General features: G+C 69.5%; 15 protein-coding genes. 9 read left to right on the top strand and 6 right to left on the bottom strand.

The features are described 5' to 3' along the window. The first annotated feature begins 20 nt into the window (after positions 1-20). Entirely contained in the window at positions 21-176 is a 156-nt protein-coding gene (locus tag ABDZ89_RS05545; RefSeq protein ID WP_343777311.1) for a DUF7559 family protein, read from the top strand. 3 nt (positions 177-179) lie between these two features. Next, positions 180-596: an Hsp20/alpha crystallin family protein gene (locus tag ABDZ89_RS05540; protein ID WP_343777309.1), complete on the top strand. Its 417-nt coding sequence runs from the start codon at positions 180-182 to the stop codon at positions 594-596. Between the two features lie 85 nt (positions 597-681). Here the strand turns inward: ABDZ89_RS05540 and ABDZ89_RS05535 are convergent, their stop codons facing one another. Continuing rightward, positions 682-1,959 carry an NAD(P)/FAD-dependent oxidoreductase gene (locus ABDZ89_RS05535; protein ID WP_343777307.1) on the bottom strand — a complete coding sequence of 426 codons (1,278 nt, stop codon included), beginning with the start codon at positions 1,957-1,959 and terminating at the stop codon, positions 682-684. Positions 1,960-2,264: 305 nt separating this feature from the next. Between ABDZ89_RS05535 and ABDZ89_RS05530 the strand changes: the two genes are divergently transcribed. Beyond that, positions 2,265-3,296, top strand: a complete 1,032-nt coding sequence (locus tag ABDZ89_RS05530) for a glutathione S-transferase family protein (RefSeq protein WP_343777305.1) — start codon at positions 2,265-2,267, stop codon at positions 3,294-3,296. A 65-nt stretch (positions 3,297-3,361) separates the two neighbouring features. On the opposite strand, the gene ABDZ89_RS05525 is transcribed toward ABDZ89_RS05530, so the two are convergent. The 4 genes from ABDZ89_RS05525 to ABDZ89_RS05510 all read right to left on the bottom strand — a co-directional run bounded on the left by ABDZ89_RS05525 (position 3,362) and on the right by ABDZ89_RS05510 (position 8,052). After that, the gene (locus ABDZ89_RS05525) at positions 3,362-4,465 is read right to left on the bottom strand and encodes an NADH:flavin oxidoreductase (RefSeq protein WP_343777303.1); all 1,104 of its coding nucleotides are present in this window, start codon (positions 4,463-4,465) and stop codon (positions 3,362-3,364) included. Positions 4,466-4,696: 231 nt separating this feature from the next. Next, positions 4,697-5,758: a sugar ABC transporter permease gene (locus tag ABDZ89_RS05520; RefSeq protein ID WP_343777301.1), complete on the bottom strand. Its 1,062-nt coding sequence runs from the start codon at positions 5,756-5,758 to the stop codon at positions 4,697-4,699. Beyond that, positions 5,755-6,750: a carbohydrate ABC transporter permease gene (locus ABDZ89_RS05515; protein WP_343777300.1), complete on the bottom strand. Its 996-nt coding sequence runs from the start codon at positions 6,748-6,750 to the stop codon at positions 5,755-5,757. Before ABDZ89_RS05515 ends, ABDZ89_RS05520 begins: the two co-directional genes overlap by 4 nt. Positions 6,751-6,765: 15 nt before the next feature. Continuing rightward, positions 6,766-8,052, bottom strand: a complete 1,287-nt coding sequence (locus ABDZ89_RS05510; protein ID WP_343777298.1) for an extracellular solute-binding protein — start codon at positions 8,050-8,052, stop codon at positions 6,766-6,768. Positions 8,053-8,259: 207 nt separating this feature from the next. On the opposite strand from ABDZ89_RS05510, the gene ABDZ89_RS05505 reads away from it, so the two are divergent. From ABDZ89_RS05505 to ABDZ89_RS05480, 6 genes are all read left to right on the top strand, one after another. Further along, positions 8,260-9,393, top strand: a complete 1,134-nt coding sequence (locus ABDZ89_RS05505; protein ID WP_343777296.1) for an ABC transporter ATP-binding protein — start codon at positions 8,260-8,262, stop codon at positions 9,391-9,393. A 469-nt stretch (positions 9,394-9,862) separates the two neighbouring features. Next, on the top strand, positions 9,863-12,232 hold the full coding sequence (mutL, locus tag ABDZ89_RS05500) for a DNA mismatch repair endonuclease MutL (protein WP_343777294.1): 2,370 nt from the start codon (positions 9,863-9,865) through the stop codon (positions 12,230-12,232). Between the two features lie 126 nt (positions 12,233-12,358). After that, positions 12,359-13,903 carry a methyl-accepting chemotaxis protein gene (locus ABDZ89_RS05495; RefSeq protein WP_343777293.1) on the top strand — a complete coding sequence of 515 codons (1,545 nt, stop codon included), beginning with the start codon at positions 12,359-12,361 and terminating at the stop codon, positions 13,901-13,903. After that, the gene (locus tag ABDZ89_RS05490) at positions 13,900-14,643 is read left to right on the top strand and encodes a bacteriorhodopsin (protein ID WP_343777292.1); all 744 of its coding nucleotides are present in this window, start codon (positions 13,900-13,902) and stop codon (positions 14,641-14,643) included. Before ABDZ89_RS05495 ends, ABDZ89_RS05490 begins: the two co-directional genes overlap by 4 nt. A 93-nt stretch (positions 14,644-14,736) precedes the next feature. Then, complete coding sequence (locus ABDZ89_RS05485; protein ID WP_343777291.1) at positions 14,737-15,897, top strand: thiolase family protein; 1,161 nt, start codon at positions 14,737-14,739, stop codon at positions 15,895-15,897. After that, positions 15,894-16,352 carry a Zn-ribbon domain-containing OB-fold protein gene (locus tag ABDZ89_RS05480; protein WP_343777290.1) on the top strand — a complete coding sequence of 153 codons (459 nt, stop codon included), beginning with the start codon at positions 15,894-15,896 and terminating at the stop codon, positions 16,350-16,352. The genes ABDZ89_RS05485 and ABDZ89_RS05480 overlap by 4 nt, the downstream gene beginning before the upstream one ends. A 63-nt stretch (positions 16,353-16,415) precedes the next feature. Here ABDZ89_RS05480 and ABDZ89_RS05475 read toward each other — a convergent pair whose 3' ends face one another. After that, positions 16,416-17,012 (bottom strand): putative phosphothreonine lyase domain-containing protein, encoded by a 597-nt coding sequence (locus tag ABDZ89_RS05475; protein ID WP_343777289.1) that lies wholly within the window; start codon positions 17,010-17,012, stop codon positions 16,416-16,418. Between the last annotated feature and the right edge of the window lie 43 nt (positions 17,013-17,055).

Here is a 17,055-nt window from a genome sequence, read left to right as displayed (position 1 = left end):
CCGACACAACGTGTTCGCATATGCCATCGACGATGGAGGTCAAGTGCGTCAGCGACGACTGCGAGCTCGACATGTTCGAGAACCACTACACGTACGACGTGCCCGACGACCACGCGGTCGAGGACCTCTCCTGTCCGTACTGCGGCGGGAGCGACCTCGTCGAAATCGGGGTGTAGCCGGTGGGTGGACTCGTCGAGACCGGCCGGTCCGCGCTCCGGAGCGCGCTCGAACGCGTCGGTCGCGGCTGGGGCCGCGTCCAGGAGCGGCGCCCCCTCTCGTACGACCTCCTCGAGAGCGACGACGCCTACCTCGTGGTGTTCGACGCCCCCGGCGTCCGCGGCGAGGACGTCGACGTGACGTTCCTCGACCGCACCGTCGAGGTGAACCTCGAGCGGTTCCGCGACTTCTACGACGGCTACGACCTCGTCTTCCCGGGCCGCGGCGTCTCGCTGTCCGGCAGCGTCGACCTCCCCAACGACGCCGACGTGACGCCCGAGGGCGCGAACGCGACGCTCACGCGGAACGGGACCCTCCACGTCGAGATCCCCAAACGCGGGGGCAGCAGCGACGTCGACGTCGTCGAGGAAGACGACTGAGGCCGCGCCCTCTTCGTTGCGGCGCTCTGATCCGTGAGGACCTACTTCTCCCCGTTCCGGTCCCCGTTTTCCGTTCGCGCTCCGATCACTCCTCATCCGTCCGACTCGACAGCGACATCCCCTCTGCGATCTCGAACGTCTCGTCGCCGTCGAACCGGGTCGGGTCGAACGCGACGATCCACGGGGAGTCCGGGTCCTCGAACGCGACGCCCGCGAGCGACGCGAGCACGCCCTCGGCGACCGTCTCGCCGATCGCCGGCGCGCGCATGAACCCGTGCCCCTGCCAGCCGGCCGCGACGAAGAGCGTCGGAGCGGGCCCGGCGGTCGAGCCGCGGTCGGCGGCCTCCCCGCTCGCGTCCACCGGACCGACGAGCGGGTCGCCGTCGGGCGTCGCGGTACAGAGTCCGGCCCACGCACGCGCGTCGGCAGCCGGATCGCGGTCGACGCCGGCGGGGGCATCACCGCCGGCGAGCCGCTCGCGGAGGACCGCGGCGACGTCCTCGCGGAACCAGTCGTCCGCCTCGCGCCGGTAGTCGTCGGGGTCCGCCGGCACCGGCTCCGTCCCGTCGCCTGCGAGCAGGCCGTCCGGGTGCGGCCGGAGGTACGCGTCCGCGGTGGCGTCGTACACCATCGGACCGTCGTAGGCGACGGGGGCGACGAGCGCCTGAACGCGGTACGGAACGACAGGGACCGGAACGTCGGCGGCCGCGAGCAGCGACCGCGTGTGCGCTCCGGCCGCGACGGCGACGGCGTCGAAGGCGCGGCCCTCTGCCTCCGCGCCGCCGTTAGATGGGTGGACTTTCCGTTTTCCGTCGGTTCGCGGACCGAGACGGACCGCCGTCTCGGTCTCGATCGCGACCCCCTCGCGGGCGGCTCGGTCACCGAGCGCTCGGACGTAGCTCGGCGGGTCGGTCCAGCCGGCCCCCTCCGCGACCGCCGCGACGGCGAGGTCATCGGTCCAGAGGGCGGAGAAGCGCTCGCCGAGGGCGTCGGGGTCGAGGGTGCGCACCTCGCGGCCGTGGTCGCGCATGCGCTCGACCATCGCCGGGACGGCGTCGGCGTCGGGGTCGCCCTCGCGGACCGCGATCACGTACGGACACGGCGTAAAGGAGAACCCCGGCAGCGACCGGTCGAACGCGCGGAAGCGCTCCATCGCTCTGGCGCCGACCGTGGCGTCGACGTCCTCGGCGTAGGCGTCGTAGAGGAGTCCGGCCGCGCGCCCGGAGCTACCGCCCGCCAGATTCCCGCGCTCGTACAGCGTCACGTCCGCGCCGCGGGCCGCGAGGTCGTGGGCCGCGGTGACGCCGACAGCGCCGCCGCCGACGACCGCGACCGTCGGCGCGGGCTCGGCTCGTTCGTTCATGTCGCGACAGAGCGCGGAAGGTACCGAAAAACCACCGGGGCGACGCGGACGGGGAAGTGATCGCGGTGGCGCGTGCCTCCGAGCGCCCGCCCGCCTCGCGGCTGGGGCTTCGGTGGTGTTCGTGTCGGCAACTGAGAGACGACCAGCAACCGCGTACGGCCGTGCGACCCGACGTTCGGCGGGCTCCCCCCGACACACGGATTCGCCGGGCTCCGCGATACGCGGGAACCGATCAGCGACCGAGTGTAGCCGGTGACACGTGTGTCCCCACCCACACTATAGGGGTAGAAACCCTACCGTGAGCTATGAATCAGCTCGTGAACGGCGAGTGGCGCACTGACACGTACGAGACGACGAACGAGGAGGGAGCCTTCGAGCGCGGCGAGACCACCTTCCGGAACTGGATCGCCGGCAGCGACGTCCCCGCCCACGTCGACGCCGAGCCCGACGAGCGCTTCCAGCCGGAGGCCGGCCGGTATCACCTGTACGTCTCATACGCCTGTCCGTGGGCGCACCGCACGCTCCTCGCCCGCTCGCTCTTGGGCCTCGAGGACGCGATCAGCGTCTCGGTCGTCGACCCGTACCGCGACGAGGACGGCTGGCAGTTCACCCCCGAAAAGGAGGGCTGTACCCGCGATCACCTCCGCGACAGCGACTACCTCCGCGAGCTGTACGTCGAGGCCGACCCCGACGCAACCTGCCGGGTGACCGTGCCCGTGCTGTGGGACACCGAAGAGGACACCGTCGTCAACAACGAGTCCCGCGAGATCCTGCGGATGCTCTCGACCGCGTTCGCGGACCTCGGCAACGGTACGTCCCTCCTGCCGGCCGACGACGACGACGCGACCGTCGGGGACGTCGACGAAGTGATCACGGACATCTACGAGCCGATCAACAACGGCGTCTACCGCGCCGGCTTCGCCACCTCGCAGGCGGCCTACGACGACGCGATCGACGAGCTGTTCGACGCGCTCGACCGCTACGACGACCACCTCGCGGACCAGCGCTACCTCGTCGGCGACTCGCTGACCGAGGCGGACATCTGCATGTTCACCACCCTGGTCCGCTTCGATCAGGTGTACCACACGCACTTCATGTGTAACCGGCAGTTCGTCCACCAGTACGACGACCTCTGGCCGTACCTGCGTGACCTCTACCAGACGGAGGGCGTCACCGAGACGGTGAACATGGCACACATCAAAGAGCACTACTACACCACGCACCCCGACGTGACACCGACCGGGATCATCGCGCGCGGTCCCGACCTCGACTTCGAGGCGAGCCACGACCGCGACCGGTTCGCCGGCGAAGCGCCGACGCCCGACGCCGCGGACTGAGCGGATGCGGACCGTTTCGTTCGGGGCCGCTTTTTTCGCCCGTGTGGGTTCGAGCAGTCGCGTCGTCAGTCGTCGCCGGGAACCTCGGCGTCGCTGAGCGATGCGTCGGGCTGGAAGACGACGCCCGGGTCGAGGTCGTCGAGCGGTTCGCCCGCCCAGACCCGGTTGGGCCAGTCGTGGTTGGCGAGGGCGCCGGTCCCGAGCGTGATCAGGTCGGCCCCGTCCGCCAACGCCGCCCGGGCCTTGTCGGGGTCTCCGAGACTCCCGTTGGCGATCACGGCCGCGTCGTCGACGTGCTCGACCGCGAGCTCCGCGAGCGTGCGGTCGGTGTCGGGCACTTCGGGAGCGGTCGCGTCGCCGCCGGTGACGTGGACGTAGTCGGCGCCGGCCTCGGAGAGGGCGCCGAACAGCGCGGCGGCGGTCGCCTCGCCGTCGGGCCAGGCCCGCTCCTCGTCGGTCACCGCCGCCTGCGAGGCGCGGACTCCGACGACGAACTCGTCGGGCGTGGCCTCGTCGATGGCCGCGGTCACTTCTGCGGGGAACCGCGCCCGGTTCGCCGGCGAGCCGCCGTACTCGTCGTCGCGGTCGTTGACCAGCGGGTCGACGAACTCGTGGAGCAGGTAGCCGTTGGCGGCGTGGACCTCGATGCCGTCGAAGCCGGCGTCGCGCGCGCGCTCCGCCGCGGCGACGAAGCCCGCTTTCACGTCGTCGAGCCCTTCGTCGTCGAGCCCGTCCGCCTCGGGGAACTCGCCCGAACCGCCGTACAGCTCCGCCATCTCGCCCGGCGGGCGGTACGACGAGGGGGCGACGGGGCCGAAGCCGTAGCGGTTGCCCTGCGACTGTGCCCCGGCGTGCATCAACTGCGCGAAGATCGGACTGCCCGCCTCGTGGACGGCGTCGACGACCGGTTCCCACGCCGCCGCCTGTTCGTCGGTCGCGAGGCCGGGTTGGTTGTGGTAGCCCTGGCTGTGGGTCGCGTCCGGGTGAACGCCCTCGGTGACGAGGAAGGAGAAGCCACCGCGGGCGAAGGAGGCGTAGTACCGGGCCATCCGGTCCGTGGGACGACCTTCGTCCGTCGCGCTCGTCCGCGTCATCGGCGCGAGGCCGACGCGGCCGTCGAGGATGTCACCGTTCAGTTCGAACTCGTCGAAGAGCGGGTCGTCAGCCATCACCGTTCGGTACCGGAGTCAGGCAGATAAGGGGACGGCGGCTGTGCGCGACCGAGTACACAACACGTGTGGTATGACCTCGCATTTACCGGGCGGTCCGGAGATCATCAAACGACGGAGACCGACCGTCGGGCGTCCAAGACCGACCGTCGCACGACGGAAACCGACCCGAGCCACTCGACCGGGACCGGCAAAAACGAGACGTGAAACGCGCGGCCGCGGACGGCGGGACTACCCTTCCATCCCGCCGAACGAGAGGCCGTCCTCGACGGAGCGCTGCGCCGCGAAGTAGACGATCGCGACCGGCAGCGCGAACAGGTTCGCGAACGCCGCGAACTGGGTCCACGGCGTGGAGAACCGCCCCTGCGTCGCGATGTTGTACAGCTCCACCGACAGCGGATAGTTCTCCGGGCGGAGCAGCGTCTGCGCGATGATGAACTCGTTCCAGCCGGCCAGCCAGACGAAGATGAGGACGACGGCGAGCCCCGGCTTCGTCAGCGGGATGATGATCTCTCGGATCGTCTCCAAGAAGCTCGCGCCGTCGACCATCGCCGCCTCCTCGTAGGAGACGGGGATGTTGTCCATGTACGTCTTCAACAGCCACGTGTTGAACGGGATCGCCGACGCGGCGTAGAACAGCCCGAGGACGAACAGGTTGTTCGTGAGCCCGTAGCTGCTGAACAGCGAGTACAACGCCACGAGCGTCGCGATCGACAGCCCGGCGCCGATCTGCGTGAAGAGGACGTAGCCGTAGAGAATGCGCTTGCGACCCACGAACTGTCGCCGAGAGAACGCGTACGCGGCCGGGACGATCATGCCGAACCCGGCGGCGAGCGTCACGCTGACGATGTAGAGGCTGTTGAACAGCGCGCCGGGACCGGTCTCGGTGCCGGCCCACCGGAAGCTGACGAGCCCGTCCGCGCCGCCGAGGACGAGCTGCGGGTACCCCCAGTCGCCGTCGACGAAGAAGAAGTCGGACTCGAAGATCACCCACCGGTACGCGCCGAGGTTGTACGTCGACGGGTCCGGGAAGATGCCGCTGGTGTTGAACAACCGCGAGCCCTCCGCGAGCGACGCGGTGGTGATCCAGAACAGCGGAAACAGCAGCACCAGCACCATCGCGAGTCCGAACAGCGTGAATAAGACGCTCTTCGTGACGTCCCACGCGCTGCGTTTGCCGGTCCGAACGTCGTAGATGGCCCGCTGGATCATGACGACGAACCGCTTCGGCGCGGTCGCGAGCGCGACCAGTTTCGCGGCGACGAGCGACGCGAACGAACGGAGCGCGCTCATTCGTCACCCACCCCCTCGGCGAGGCCGCCGTAGCGCACGGCGGCGTACATGAACAGCCCGACGACGGAGATGCCGACGATCAGTATCGCCGCCGACAGGCCGAACTGGTTGAACGTGATCGCCTCGCGGTAGCCGTACACGATGATCAGCTCGTTCTGTCGCGACGGGCCGCCCTGATTGAACACCCACGGGATCAGGAACTGCTGGAAGGAGGTCGCGGCCGTGAGAATCGACGCGAACAGCACCGGCCCCTTGATCGCGGGCAGCGTCACGGTGCGGAACCGCTGGAGCGCCCCCGCGCCGTCGACCATCGCGGCCTCGTGGAGCGACCGGGGAACGTCCTGTAAGGCGCTCACGATGATGATCACCATGAACGGATACGCCAGCCACACCTCCGTGGTGACATACGCGAAGAACGCCTCCCAACGACCGCTGAGGAAGCCGATCGGAACGTCGAACAGGAGCGCCTGCGGGGCCGACAGCGACGCCATAACGTCGTTGTACCGGCCGAGGATGGTGTTGAACACGCCGTAGCGCGCGTCGCTGAACATGCCGCGCCAGACGGTGATCGTGAAGATGCCGGGGAAGCCCAGCGGGACGATCACCGCCGCACGCATGTACCGCTTCCCGGCGACCCGGACGTGGTTCAACAGGAGCGCGATCCCCACGGCGAGGATCACCTTGAGCACGAGGGAGACGGCGACGAACAGCCACGTCGTCGTCATCGACGTCCAGAACTGCGAGTCGGAGATCAGCTGAACGTAGTTCGCCAGCCCGATCAGCTCGGCGCCGCCGCCGATGACCGACCCGGCGAACGTCGCGTTGGTCAGGGAGATATAAAAGAGGTAGAAGATGGGGTACAGCATGAAACTCGAAAACAGCAGCACGCCGGGCGCGACGAGCAGCAACCCCCAGTCGCGACTGGAGAACGGCAGCGCCGATCGGAGGCGCGCCAGTCCGCTCGCGGCGGTTCCGGGTTGCGAAGAGGCCATCGCTCCGGGCGGGAGTTACAGCGCCTCCCGGATCTCGGAGGCGGCCTGGTCGAGCGCGGCGTCGCTGTCCTGCTCGTCGTTGAAGACGCGCTCGAGGGCCTCCGTCACGGGCGTCCAGACGCTGTCCATGTCCGGATGCGTCGGGATGGGGACGCCGTGGTCGACCTGCTGGGCGAACGCCTGGACCTCGCTGGAGAGGTCGTCGTTGCCCACCACGTCGGCCAGCACGGGGATGTACCCCTGCTCTTCGGCGTTGGTCTGGATGATCTCCTCGTTCGTCGTGTACCACTCGGCGAGGCCGGTCGCGGCGTCGACCGTCGGCTGTTCCGCGTCGGCCAGCATCGACGAGAAGTAGAACAGCTGGATGCCGGAGTACGAGCGCGGGTGGTTGCCGTCGACGGTCGGCAGGGTCGTGACGCCGAGGTTCTCGATCTCGCCGCTGAGGTTGCCGAGCTCCCACGGACCGTTGATCGCGAACGGCGCGAGCCCGTCCGCGAACGCGACGATCTGCGACTCGTAGCCGGGGTCGGCCGGGACGTACCCCGACAGGGTCTCGAGCGCGTCGAACCCGCGCTTACACGCGTCGCTGTCGACGCCGACTTCGAGGTTGCTCTCGTCGAAGATGTCGCCGCCGTACGCCTGGAGGAACCCGCTGACGAAGTACGGGTCCGTCACGGGGTACGAGAGGCCGTACTCCCCGTTCTCCGGGTCGTGGTACTCGTCCATGATCGAGACCATCTCCTCCATCGTCTCCGGGGGCTCGTCGACCATGTCCTCGTTGTAGAACAGCGCGACGGTCTCGGAGGCGAACGGGAGCCCGTAGAGGCCGCCGTTGAACTGCGCCGCCTCCCGCGCCGCCTGCGTGTAGCTGTCGAGCGAGACGTCGACGTCGTCGCTCGCGTCGTAGAGGAACGGCGGCTCCTCGCGGACCGCGAACCGGCCGACCCAGTCGTGCGCCCAGATCCACGAGTCGGGGCCGTCACCGGCCGGGATCGCGGTTTCGAGCTGCTGGTCGAGCTCGCCGCCGGGCGCCTCCTTGTTGATGGTGTTGCCCGTGTCGGACTCGTACTGGTCGATGTACTCCGAGATCGCCTCGTCCTCGGCGTCGGCGAGGTCGGCCCACAGGCGTGCGGAGCCGGTGGTGCCGCCGTCGGAGCCGTCACTGCCGTCCGAACCGTCCGAACCGTCCGAGCCGTCACTGCCGTCCCCACCGTCGCCGCCAGTGCTGATGCAGCCCGCGAGCCCCGCGAGCGCAGTCGATCCCCCCATCGCCTTGAGCAGCGTTCTACGTTTCTCGTTCATGTGGCTAGAACAAATGATGAATTATATTTTCATACATTTAGTGTTTGGGGTATGTTCCGATCGATCCGGATCGATTCGTCGTCGATCGCGGCCACCGGCCCGTCACTGAGGGCGGCCCGGCCGGGCAAATATCTGAGAAGAGATTGTTTACCACATATCAAGAAAACAGCAAAGAACTCATATGCGAGGGGGACCGTCATCAGGGAAATGGCACGCGTCACGCTCGATACGCTCCGGAAGGAGTTCGACCGAGGAACCATCGTCGCCGTCGACGACTTGGACCTGGAGATCGACGACGGGGAGTTCGTGACCGTGGTCGGGCCGTCGGGCTGCGGGAAGACGACGACCCTCAGGATGGTCGCGGGCCTGGAGGAGCCGACCTCCGGGACCGTCGAGTTCGACGACGAGGACGTCACCGACATCCACGCGAAGGAGCGCCCGGTCGCGATGGTGTTCCAGAACTACGCGCTGTACCCGCACAAGACGGTCCGTGAGAACATGGCGTTCGGGCTCAAGATGAGCACCGACATGACGACGGAGGAGCGCCACGAGCGCGTCCGCGAGATGGCGGAGATGATGGGCATCGAGGACCTCCTCGACGACAAGCCCGACGAGCTCTCGGGCGGGCAGAAGCAGCGCGTCGCGCTCGGCCGCGCCATCGCACGCGAGCCCGAGGTGTTCCTCTTCGACGAGCCGCTCTCGAACCTCGACGCGAAGCTCCGCACGGAGATGCGCGCGGAGATTCAGAAGCTGCAAAAGGAGTTCGGCGTCACCGCGATGTACGTCACCCACGACCAGGAGGAGGCGATGACGATGGGCGACCGCCTCGCCATCCTGAACGACGGCGAACTCCAGCAGGTCGGCGCGCCGACCGAGGTGTACCAGAACCCCGTGAACAAGTTCGTCGCCGGCTTCATCGGCTCGCCGTCGATGAACTTCCTCGACGTCGGCGTGGAGACGGACGGGACGACGGCGACGATCCGCGACGAGTCCTCGGGGCTCGCGTTCGCGCTCAGCCGCGACTACGTCGCGGGTCACGACCTCGAAAGCGGCCCGTACACGCTCGGGATCCGCCCCGAGAACATCGGGATCGTCGAGGACCCGACCGGCGGGGAGACGCTGACCGCGACCGTCGAGGTCGTCGAACCGATCGGCTCCGACAACTACGTGCACCTCGACGTGAACGGCGACTTCCTCGCTCGGGCGCCCGCGAACGTCCAGCCCGAGGCGGGCGACGAGGTCGGCGTCGTCTTCGAGGAGACGGACCTCCACCTGTTCGACGCTGAGACCGGCGAGGACGTGTTCCTCACCGACGAGGAGATCGCGGCCGCGGTCGCTTAAGAAGGGTCGAGTCTCGGAGACTGCCCCGGTGTGTGAATCGATCGTTCGTACTTTCTCATCGGATCGGGAAACATCAGAACATCGTTCACGAGATCGGAAACCGCTGCCATCGCGGTGAACACCGCCAAAGCCCCAGCCGCGAGGACGAAGACGCGCGACGTAAGCACCGCAGCGAAGGAGCGATAGCGACTGAGCGAGGAGCGCAACGAGCGCATCGAGTCCTCGCGGCTGCCCCTTTGAGTCCCACCCCGCACAGCACCGCCCCGCACCTCACACCTCCCCAGCCTCGTCAGTCGCCTCCGCTACGCGCCGACGACCTCGCGCGTGCGACTCGCGGCCTCCGGCCGCTCGTCGGCACGCGCCACCGCAGTTTTGTTTATCAATGGCAAATTCGCTGGGCTTCAGTCCGTCTGGCGTCGGCGCGGCCGACAACGGCTTGAAGTGCGCGCTCGTCAGACGGAGCGTACGAATGGAGCCGCCAGACATCGAGCGGTTGGACGAGCGCACCGTCCAGCGGATCGCGGCCGGCGAGGTCGTCGAGCGCCCCGCGAGCGTCGTGAAGGAGTTGATCGAGAACAGCCTCGACGCGGGCGCGAGCCGCGTCGCCGTCTCGGTCGAGGCCGGCGGCACCGAGGGGATCCGCGTCCGCGACGACGGCGTGGGCATCCCCGCGGACCAGTTGGAGGCGGCCGTCGCGGAACACGCCACCTCGAAGATCGGCGACATCGAGGACCTCGACCGCGGCGTCGCGACGCTCGGGTTCCGCGGCGAGGCCCTGTACACGGTCGGCGCCGTCTCCAGACTCACCGTCCGGTCGCGGCCCCCGGACGCCGACGCCGGCGCCGAGATCACCGTCGACGGCGGGAACGTCGGCGACGTCCGCCCCGCGGGCTGTCCCGAGGGGACGACCGTCGAGGTCGAGGACCTCTTCTATAACACCCCCGCCCGCGAGAAGTTCCTCAAGCGGACCGCCACCGAGTTCGACCGCGTGAACGCGGTGGTGACCGGCTACGCGCTGGCGAACCCGGGCGTCGCGGTCTCGTTGGAACACGACGGCCGCGAGACGTTCGCGACCGAGGGGAACGGCGACCTCCGGTCGGCCGTCCTCGCCGTTTACGGCCGCGAGGTCGCCGAGTCGATGATCGACGTCGAGTGGACGCCGGCGGGAGATGGCGCCGGCGCGGACGGCGCCGCGGGGGACAGCGCCGAAGCCGACGCGCCCGTCGGGCGAGTGGCCGGACTGGTCTCTCACCCCGAGACGACCCGTTCGACGCGCGATTACCTCTCGACGTATGTCAACGGCCGGTACGTCACCGCGAGCGCGCTCCGCGAGGCGACGCTCAACGCCTACGGCGGACAGTTGGCCCCCGACCGGTACCCCTTCGCCGTCCTCTTCGTCGAGGTGCCGTCCGGGGACGTCGACGTGAACGTCCACCCGAGGAAGCTAGAGGTGCGCTTCGACGAGGAGTCCGCGGTCCGGTCTGCCGTCGAGACGGCCGTCGAGGACGCCCTGCTCGACCACGGGCTGATCCGGTCGACGGCGCCCCGCGGCCAGTCGGCGCCAGACGAGACCGTCGTCAGCCCGGAGACGCCCGACTCCGAGGCCGTCGGCGGGGCGAACACGGGCCACGAACGCGCCGCGCGCGAAGGGCGCGGGCCCGCGACGACGGGCAACTCGGAGGACACCGAGGACGCCTCCGTGGAGAGCTTCTCCGCGGACTCCGGGGCAGCCACCGACGCGGGCTCGGAGGCCGACTTCGACGCCGGTTCGGACGCCGCCGAAGAGTCGGGCAGCGACTCCGGGAACGCGGACGGCGACTCCGGGAACCCGGAAGCGCCGTCCGAGTTGGATCCGACGGACGACGCGGCGTGGGCCGTCGACGACCTGGGCGGGGGCGGTTCGACGGAGGAACCGGGCGAGGCATCGGCCGAGAGCGGAACGGAGCGCATCGACTCCGGCGCCGACTCGGCAGGTGCCGGCTCTTCAGATGCCGGCGCGTCGGTCGAACCGGCTCCGGGCGCGGACGGATCGACCGACCGGGCGGCCGGAGTCGACGGGAACGAACGCGACCGCCGAGCCCCGGGAACGGGCGAGACCGGACCGGACGCCGGCGTCGAGTCCGCCTCGGACTCGACGGCGCCGCGACCGACTCCCTCGGCGCGCGCCGCGGCGCGACAGCGGACGCTGGACGGCGAGGCGACCGAGGCCGAACGCGAGTTCGACTCGCTGCCCGCCCTGCGAGTGCTCGGCCAACTTCACGACACGTACGTCGTCGCCGAGGCGCCCGACGGGCTCGTGTTGATCGACCAGCACGCGGCCGACGAGCGCGTGAACTACGAGCGGCTCCGGGCCGTCTTCGCGGACGGCGCGGACGCGCAGGCGCTCGCGGAGCCGGTCCGCATCAAGTTGACCGCGCGCGAGGCGGCGCTGTTCGAGGAGTTCGTCGACGACCTCTCGGGGATCGGGTTCCGGGCCGAGCGGGCGGGCGACCGCGAGGTGGCGGTCACCGCGGTCCCGGCCGTCTTCGACGCCGCGCTCGACCCGGACCTCCTCCGAGACGTGCTGTCCGCGCTGGTCGACGACGCCGCCGCGGGCGACGCGCCGGTCGCGGACGTCGTCGACGAACTGCTCGCCGACCTCGCGTGTTACCCCTCGGTGACGGGGAACACTTCGCTGACCGAGGGGCGGGTGGTCGACCTCCTCGACCGGCTCGACGGCTGCGAGAACCCGTACGCCTGTCCGCACGGGCGGCCGGTCGTGATACGGTTCGACGGCGAGGAGATCGGCGCGCGCTTCGAGCGCGACTACCCCGGTCACGGCGGCCGACGCGCCGAGTGAGGCCGCGTGCGTCGTCGGTCGCTGGCCGGAGGGTCGGAGCGCCCGCGGCGATCGATCCGGCCGGTGAGTATCGATTCTGATACGTGGGGGAGGTCGTTTAACAGGCCGGTGTCCTTGATCGCTTACATGCCGATAGCAGCGGTGAAAAACAGCTATGGAGCGAAACTGGGCGTCGGATACGTCGCGACGGGCGCGTTCATCGTCGCCGTCGGTCTCGTCACCGACGACGCGAATGCGACCATCGTCGCGGCCGTCGCCGGACTGTTGACGCTCGGGTCGATCAACGCGGCCGAAACGATCGCCAGCGTCGCGGAGATCGGCGCGCAGACGCAACGCGTCGCAAACGGCGACATCAACCAAGAGGTCCAGTCCACCCGGACCGACGAGTTCGGACAGCTCGCCGGCTCGATCGAAAAGATGCGTCTCTCGCTGAAAGAGCGCCTCGCGGAGATGGAACGGACGCGAGACGAACTCGAGGAGGCGCGAACGGAAGCTACCGAGATGGCGGACCGGTATCGACGGACCGCCGACCGCTACGCGGAGGTCATGGAGGAGGCGGCGACCGGCGACCTCACCCGGCGCGTCGACGTCGACGAGACCGACGAGAGCCTCGCGACCGTCGGCGAGTCGTTCAACCGGATGATGGACGACCTCCAGGGGACGGTGGAGACGGTCCGGGAGATGGCCGACCGGATCGAGGCCGACGCCGGCGAGATGGCCGAGATGAGCAACGAGGTCGAACAGCGCGTCGCCAGCGCGACGGGCAGCGCGACGACGATCCGAGGGCAGGCGAGCGACCAGCGCGCGGAGCTCGAATCCATCGCGTCCGACATCGAGAACGTCAGCGCGTCCGCCGAGGAGATCGCGGCGACCGTCGACGACCTGTCCGACCGGAGCGAGACGGTGGCGACGACGAGCGACGACGCCCGCCAGTCCTCACAGAGCGCGCTAGACGAGATGGCGGAAGTCGAGTCCGAGGCGGAACGCGCCGTCGACCGGGTCGAGCAGCTCGAAGAGGGGATGGACGAGATCACCGAGATCGTCGACATCATCGGCGAGATCGCGGAACAGACCAACATGCTCGCGCTGAACGCCTCGATCGAGGCGGCCCGGGCGGACGGCTCCGGCGACGGGTTCAGCGTGGTCGCCGAGGAGGTGAAGTCGCTCGCCGAGGAGACGCAGTCGCGCGCGAACGAGATCGACACGATGATAGACGACATCGCCGACCAGACCGAGGAGGTGACGGTGTCGATCCGGTCGACACAGGAGCGCGTTCAGACCGGAACCGACACGGTGGAATCGACGCTGAGCGACATCGAGACGATCGCCGACTCCGTCGACGAGATCAGCCGGTCGCTCGACGAGATCCGACGGACGACCTCGGACCAGGCCGACACGGTGCAAGAGACCGCCGGCTCCGTCGACTCGATAACGGAACTCAGCACGGAGACCGCCGAGACGGCGGAGCGGACCGCGACCGAGGTAGAGGAGGGTCAGTCCGTCGTCGAGGACGTGTCCGACTCGCTTCGCGAGTTCCAGACCGACGCCGTGAGGACGCTCCAAGACCGAGTCGCGGCCTTCACCGTCGCCGACGGCGAGTCCGATTCCGGCCCGACGGCCGAGGCCGGGACGGGTCGTTCGCGGGCGACGACTGACGGGGGTGCCCGATGACGGGCGCCGTCAGCGTCGCCTACTGGGTGGCGGCGCTCGGGTTCCTCGTCGGGCTCGGGATCACGGCGGCGCTGTACGCGAAACTGAGCGAGTCGGAGCGGCGGGGTCGGCTCGCCGCCCTGGCGGTGATCCCCGGCTTCGCCGGAATCTGTTACGTCGGGATGGCGCTCGGGATCGGGACGGTCACCGTCAACGGCTCCGAGTTCGTCGGCCTCCGCTACGTCGACTGGATCGTCACCACGCCGCTTCTGGTCGGGTTCATCGGGTACGTCGCCGGCGCGTCGCGCCGCGCAATCGCGGGCGTAATGCTCGCCGACGCGCTGATGATCGCGTTCGGCGCCGGCGCCGTCGTCGCCGGCGGGACGCTCAAGTGGGCGTTGTTCGGCGTCTCAGCGGTGTTCCACCTCTCGCTGTTCGCGTACCTGTACGTGATCTTCCCGCGGGCGGTTCCCGACGACCCGATGCAGCGGGGACTGTTCAGCCTGCTGAAGAACCACGTCGGACTCCTGTGGTTGGCGTACCCGTTCGTCTGGCTGATGGGCCCGGCCGGCATCGGATTCACCGGCGCGGTGAGCGCCGCGCTGACGTACGCCTTCCTCGACGTGCTGGCGAAGGTCCCGTACGTCTACTTCTTCTACACTCGGCGGCAGGCGTTCACCGACGTGACGGCGTCATCGACGGCGGGGGCCGAGAGCGACCCCGCTGCGATAGGCGACGACGCCCCGACGGCGGCCGACTGAGTCGGCGGGCGCGTCTCGCCGCGCTCGACAGGGGGAGACCGAGCGGCGACCGCAGAGAGGTACGTTTTAGGCGACAGCGGTGGACCCACCGGTATGGAACGCGTAGCGATCGTCGGCGCGTCGATGACCCCGTTCGGGCAGCGCGACGCCTGGGTCCGCGAGCTGCTGGCGGAGGCGGGCGCGGCCGCGCTCGACGACGCCGGCGTCGACGGCGACGGCCTCGATCACCTGTACGTCTCGAACATGGCCAGCGGCGAGTTCGAGGGACAGACCGGCGTCCCCAACGCGCTCGCTCACGACCTGGCGGCGCAGCCGGCCTACACCGCCCGGATCGACCAGACCTCCTCGTCTGGCGGCGCGGGCGTGTACGCGGCGTGGCAGTCGGTCGCCTCCGGCGCGAGCGACCTCACGATGTTGGTCGGCGGCGAGAAGATGACCCACCGGACGACCTCGGAGGCGACCGACGTGATCGCGTCGCTCACCCACCCGGTCGAGTACAAACACGGCGTGACGCTCCCCTCGTTCGCGGGGCTCACCGCGCGCCTCTACCTCGACGAGTACGACGCGCCCCGCGAGAGCCTCGGGAGGGTCGCGGTGAAGAACCACAGGAACGGCGTGGACAACCCCCACGCCCAGTTCCGGAAGGAGGTCGACCTCGACACGGTGCTGGACTCGCCGATCGTCGCCGACCCCCTCCGGCTGTACGACTTCTGTCCGATCACCGACGGCTCCGCGGCGCTCGTATTCTGTCCCGAGTCCGTCGCAGAGGAGTACGCCCCCGACGGCAACTACGCCGTCGTCTCGGGGATCGGCGGCGCGACGGACACCCACGTCGTCCACGAGCGCACCGACCCGACGACGATGGGCGGCGTCGTCGACTCCTCCGATATCGCCTACGAGATGGCCGGGATCGGCCCGGACGACGTGGACGTGGCGGAGCTCCACGACATGTTCACCATCCTAGAGTTCCTCCAGAGCGAGGACCTCGGCTTCTTCGAGAAGGGCGGGGGGTGGAAGGCTGTCGAGGAGGGCGTCACCGACCGCGACGGCGACCTCCCGATCAACACCTCCGGCGGCCTCAAATCGAAGGGACACCCGCTCGGCGCCAGCGGCGTCGCACAGGTGTACGAGATATTCAAGCAGGTCACCGGCGACGCCGGACCGCGACAGGTCGAGGCCGACACGGGGCTCGCCTGTAACGTCGGCGGGTTCGGGAACTGCGTGACCACGACGGTCCTGGAGGGAAGCCAATGAGCGACAACGATAGCGGCGAGACGGAACAGGGCGCCGAACCGACCTTCGAGGCCGCCGAGTACGCCGACGGGACCGTCACCTACCCGCCCCACACCGTGGGCCCGAACGGCGCCGAGCGCGTCGGAACGGTCGACCTCCGCGAGTACGAGGGCCGCGTCGTCACCTGGACGACCTCGACCGCGACCCCGCCGGGCGTCCGGGAGCCGAACACCCTCGCGATAGTCGAGTTCGACATGGGCGACGGGTACGACGGACCCCCGGTCCGCGCGCTCGGACAGATCGCGGCGCGCGACGAGGGCGCGAGCGCCGACTCCGAGGACGCCGAGCAGTACGACGTCGACATCGGCGACCGCGTCGAACCCGTCTACGCCGACGAACTCAGGGAGCCGGGCGCGGGGATCCGCGAACCGGAGAGCCAAGACTGGGACGGCTTCCGGTTCCGCCCGGTCGAGTAGTCGGGCAGTCCGCGATCGGCCGACGGCACCGCTGCCGCCGCCCCGGCCGCCGTCGTCCCTCCTTCACGCCCTGAAACGGGCCGCCGCCGAGTCCGTGAGCGGTCCGAGCGTCTCCTCGTGAACCCCGTCGAGCGTGTACACGTCGGGGCGGTACCGTATCTCCTCGGTCACGCCGTGCGCCTCCCTGAGTCGGCGGCGCACTCGGTCGACGTCCGCCCGGTCGAAGTAGTTCGGCGTGAACACGAGCACCGCGTGGTCGGTCTCTCCGAACGCCTCGCAGCCTGCCCGGGTCGAGACCTTCGCGTCCCAGAAGCGGCCGGCCTCAACGTCCGCGACCACGCCCTCCCAGAGGTCGGTCACCGCCTCCGGCGGGCGCTCGACGAGCCACTTGCCGCTCAGATACGTCGAGTCGAGAGCGAGTCGATCCGCGTCAGCGACGGTCGCCGCGTCGACGACGGCCTCCGCGTCGGTCGGCAACACCCCCGGAGTCGCCCCGTCCACCGGCGGCAGGTCCGCCGCCGTCGTCGCCGCCGGTCGCGTCACGTCGTGGGCCGGGAAGTAGCCGTCGCGGGCGTTTCTCGGGAACCCGGTCACGTCTTTCGCCCGGAGCCAGTGCCGGCCGGGGTCGTCGATCTCGGTCGGAGCGCGGTCGACCACCATGGGGTCCGTTCCGGCCGGCGAGAGAAAACGCTCCCGGCGCGGT

The sequence above is a fragment of the Halorubrum ejinorense genome, from assembly GCF_039522565.1.
GTDB classification, from domain to species: domain Archaea; phylum Halobacteriota; class Halobacteria; order Halobacteriales; family Haloferacaceae; genus Halorubrum; species Halorubrum ejinorense.
Note: the sequence above shows the minus strand (reverse complement) of the source record. Positions and strands in the feature narration are given on the sequence as shown.

What these genes read in the sequence shown, in the direction of transcription:
- ABDZ89_RS05545 (WP_343777311.1), top strand. Translation starts at nt 21, where the DNA reads ATGCCATCGACGATGGAGGTCAAGTGCGTCAGCGACGACTGCGAGCTC.
- ABDZ89_RS05535 (WP_343777307.1), bottom strand. Translation starts at nt 1,959, where the DNA reads ATGAACGAACGAGCCGAGCCCGCGCCGACGGTCGCGGTCGTCGGCGGC.
- ABDZ89_RS05530 (WP_343777305.1), top strand. Translation starts at nt 2,265, where the DNA reads ATGAATCAGCTCGTGAACGGCGAGTGGCGCACTGACACGTACGAGACG.
- ABDZ89_RS05525 (WP_343777303.1), bottom strand. Translation starts at nt 4,465, where the DNA reads ATGGCTGACGACCCGCTCTTCGACGAGTTCGAACTGAACGGTGACATC.
- ABDZ89_RS05520 (WP_343777301.1), bottom strand. Translation starts at nt 5,758, where the DNA reads ATGAGCGCGCTCCGTTCGTTCGCGTCGCTCGTCGCCGCGAAACTGGTC.
- ABDZ89_RS05515 (WP_343777300.1), bottom strand. Translation starts at nt 6,750, where the DNA reads ATGGCCTCTTCGCAACCCGGAACCGCCGCGAGCGGACTGGCGCGCCTC.
- ABDZ89_RS05510 (WP_343777298.1), bottom strand. Translation starts at nt 8,052, where the DNA reads ATGAACGAGAAACGTAGAACGCTGCTCAAGGCGATGGGGGGATCGACT.
- ABDZ89_RS05505 (WP_343777296.1), top strand. Translation starts at nt 8,260, where the DNA reads ATGGCACGCGTCACGCTCGATACGCTCCGGAAGGAGTTCGACCGAGGA.
- mutL (WP_343777294.1), top strand. Translation starts at nt 9,863, where the DNA reads ATGGAGCCGCCAGACATCGAGCGGTTGGACGAGCGCACCGTCCAGCGG.
- ABDZ89_RS05495 (WP_343777293.1), top strand. Translation starts at nt 12,359, where the DNA reads ATGCCGATAGCAGCGGTGAAAAACAGCTATGGAGCGAAACTGGGCGTC.
- ABDZ89_RS05490 (WP_343777292.1), top strand. Translation starts at nt 13,900, where the DNA reads ATGACGGGCGCCGTCAGCGTCGCCTACTGGGTGGCGGCGCTCGGGTTC.
- ABDZ89_RS05485 (WP_343777291.1), top strand. Translation starts at nt 14,737, where the DNA reads ATGGAACGCGTAGCGATCGTCGGCGCGTCGATGACCCCGTTCGGGCAG.
- ABDZ89_RS05480 (WP_343777290.1), top strand. Translation starts at nt 15,894, where the DNA reads ATGAGCGACAACGATAGCGGCGAGACGGAACAGGGCGCCGAACCGACC.
- ABDZ89_RS05475 (WP_343777289.1), bottom strand. Translation starts at nt 17,012, where the DNA reads ATGGTGGTCGACCGCGCTCCGACCGAGATCGACGACCCCGGCCGGCAC.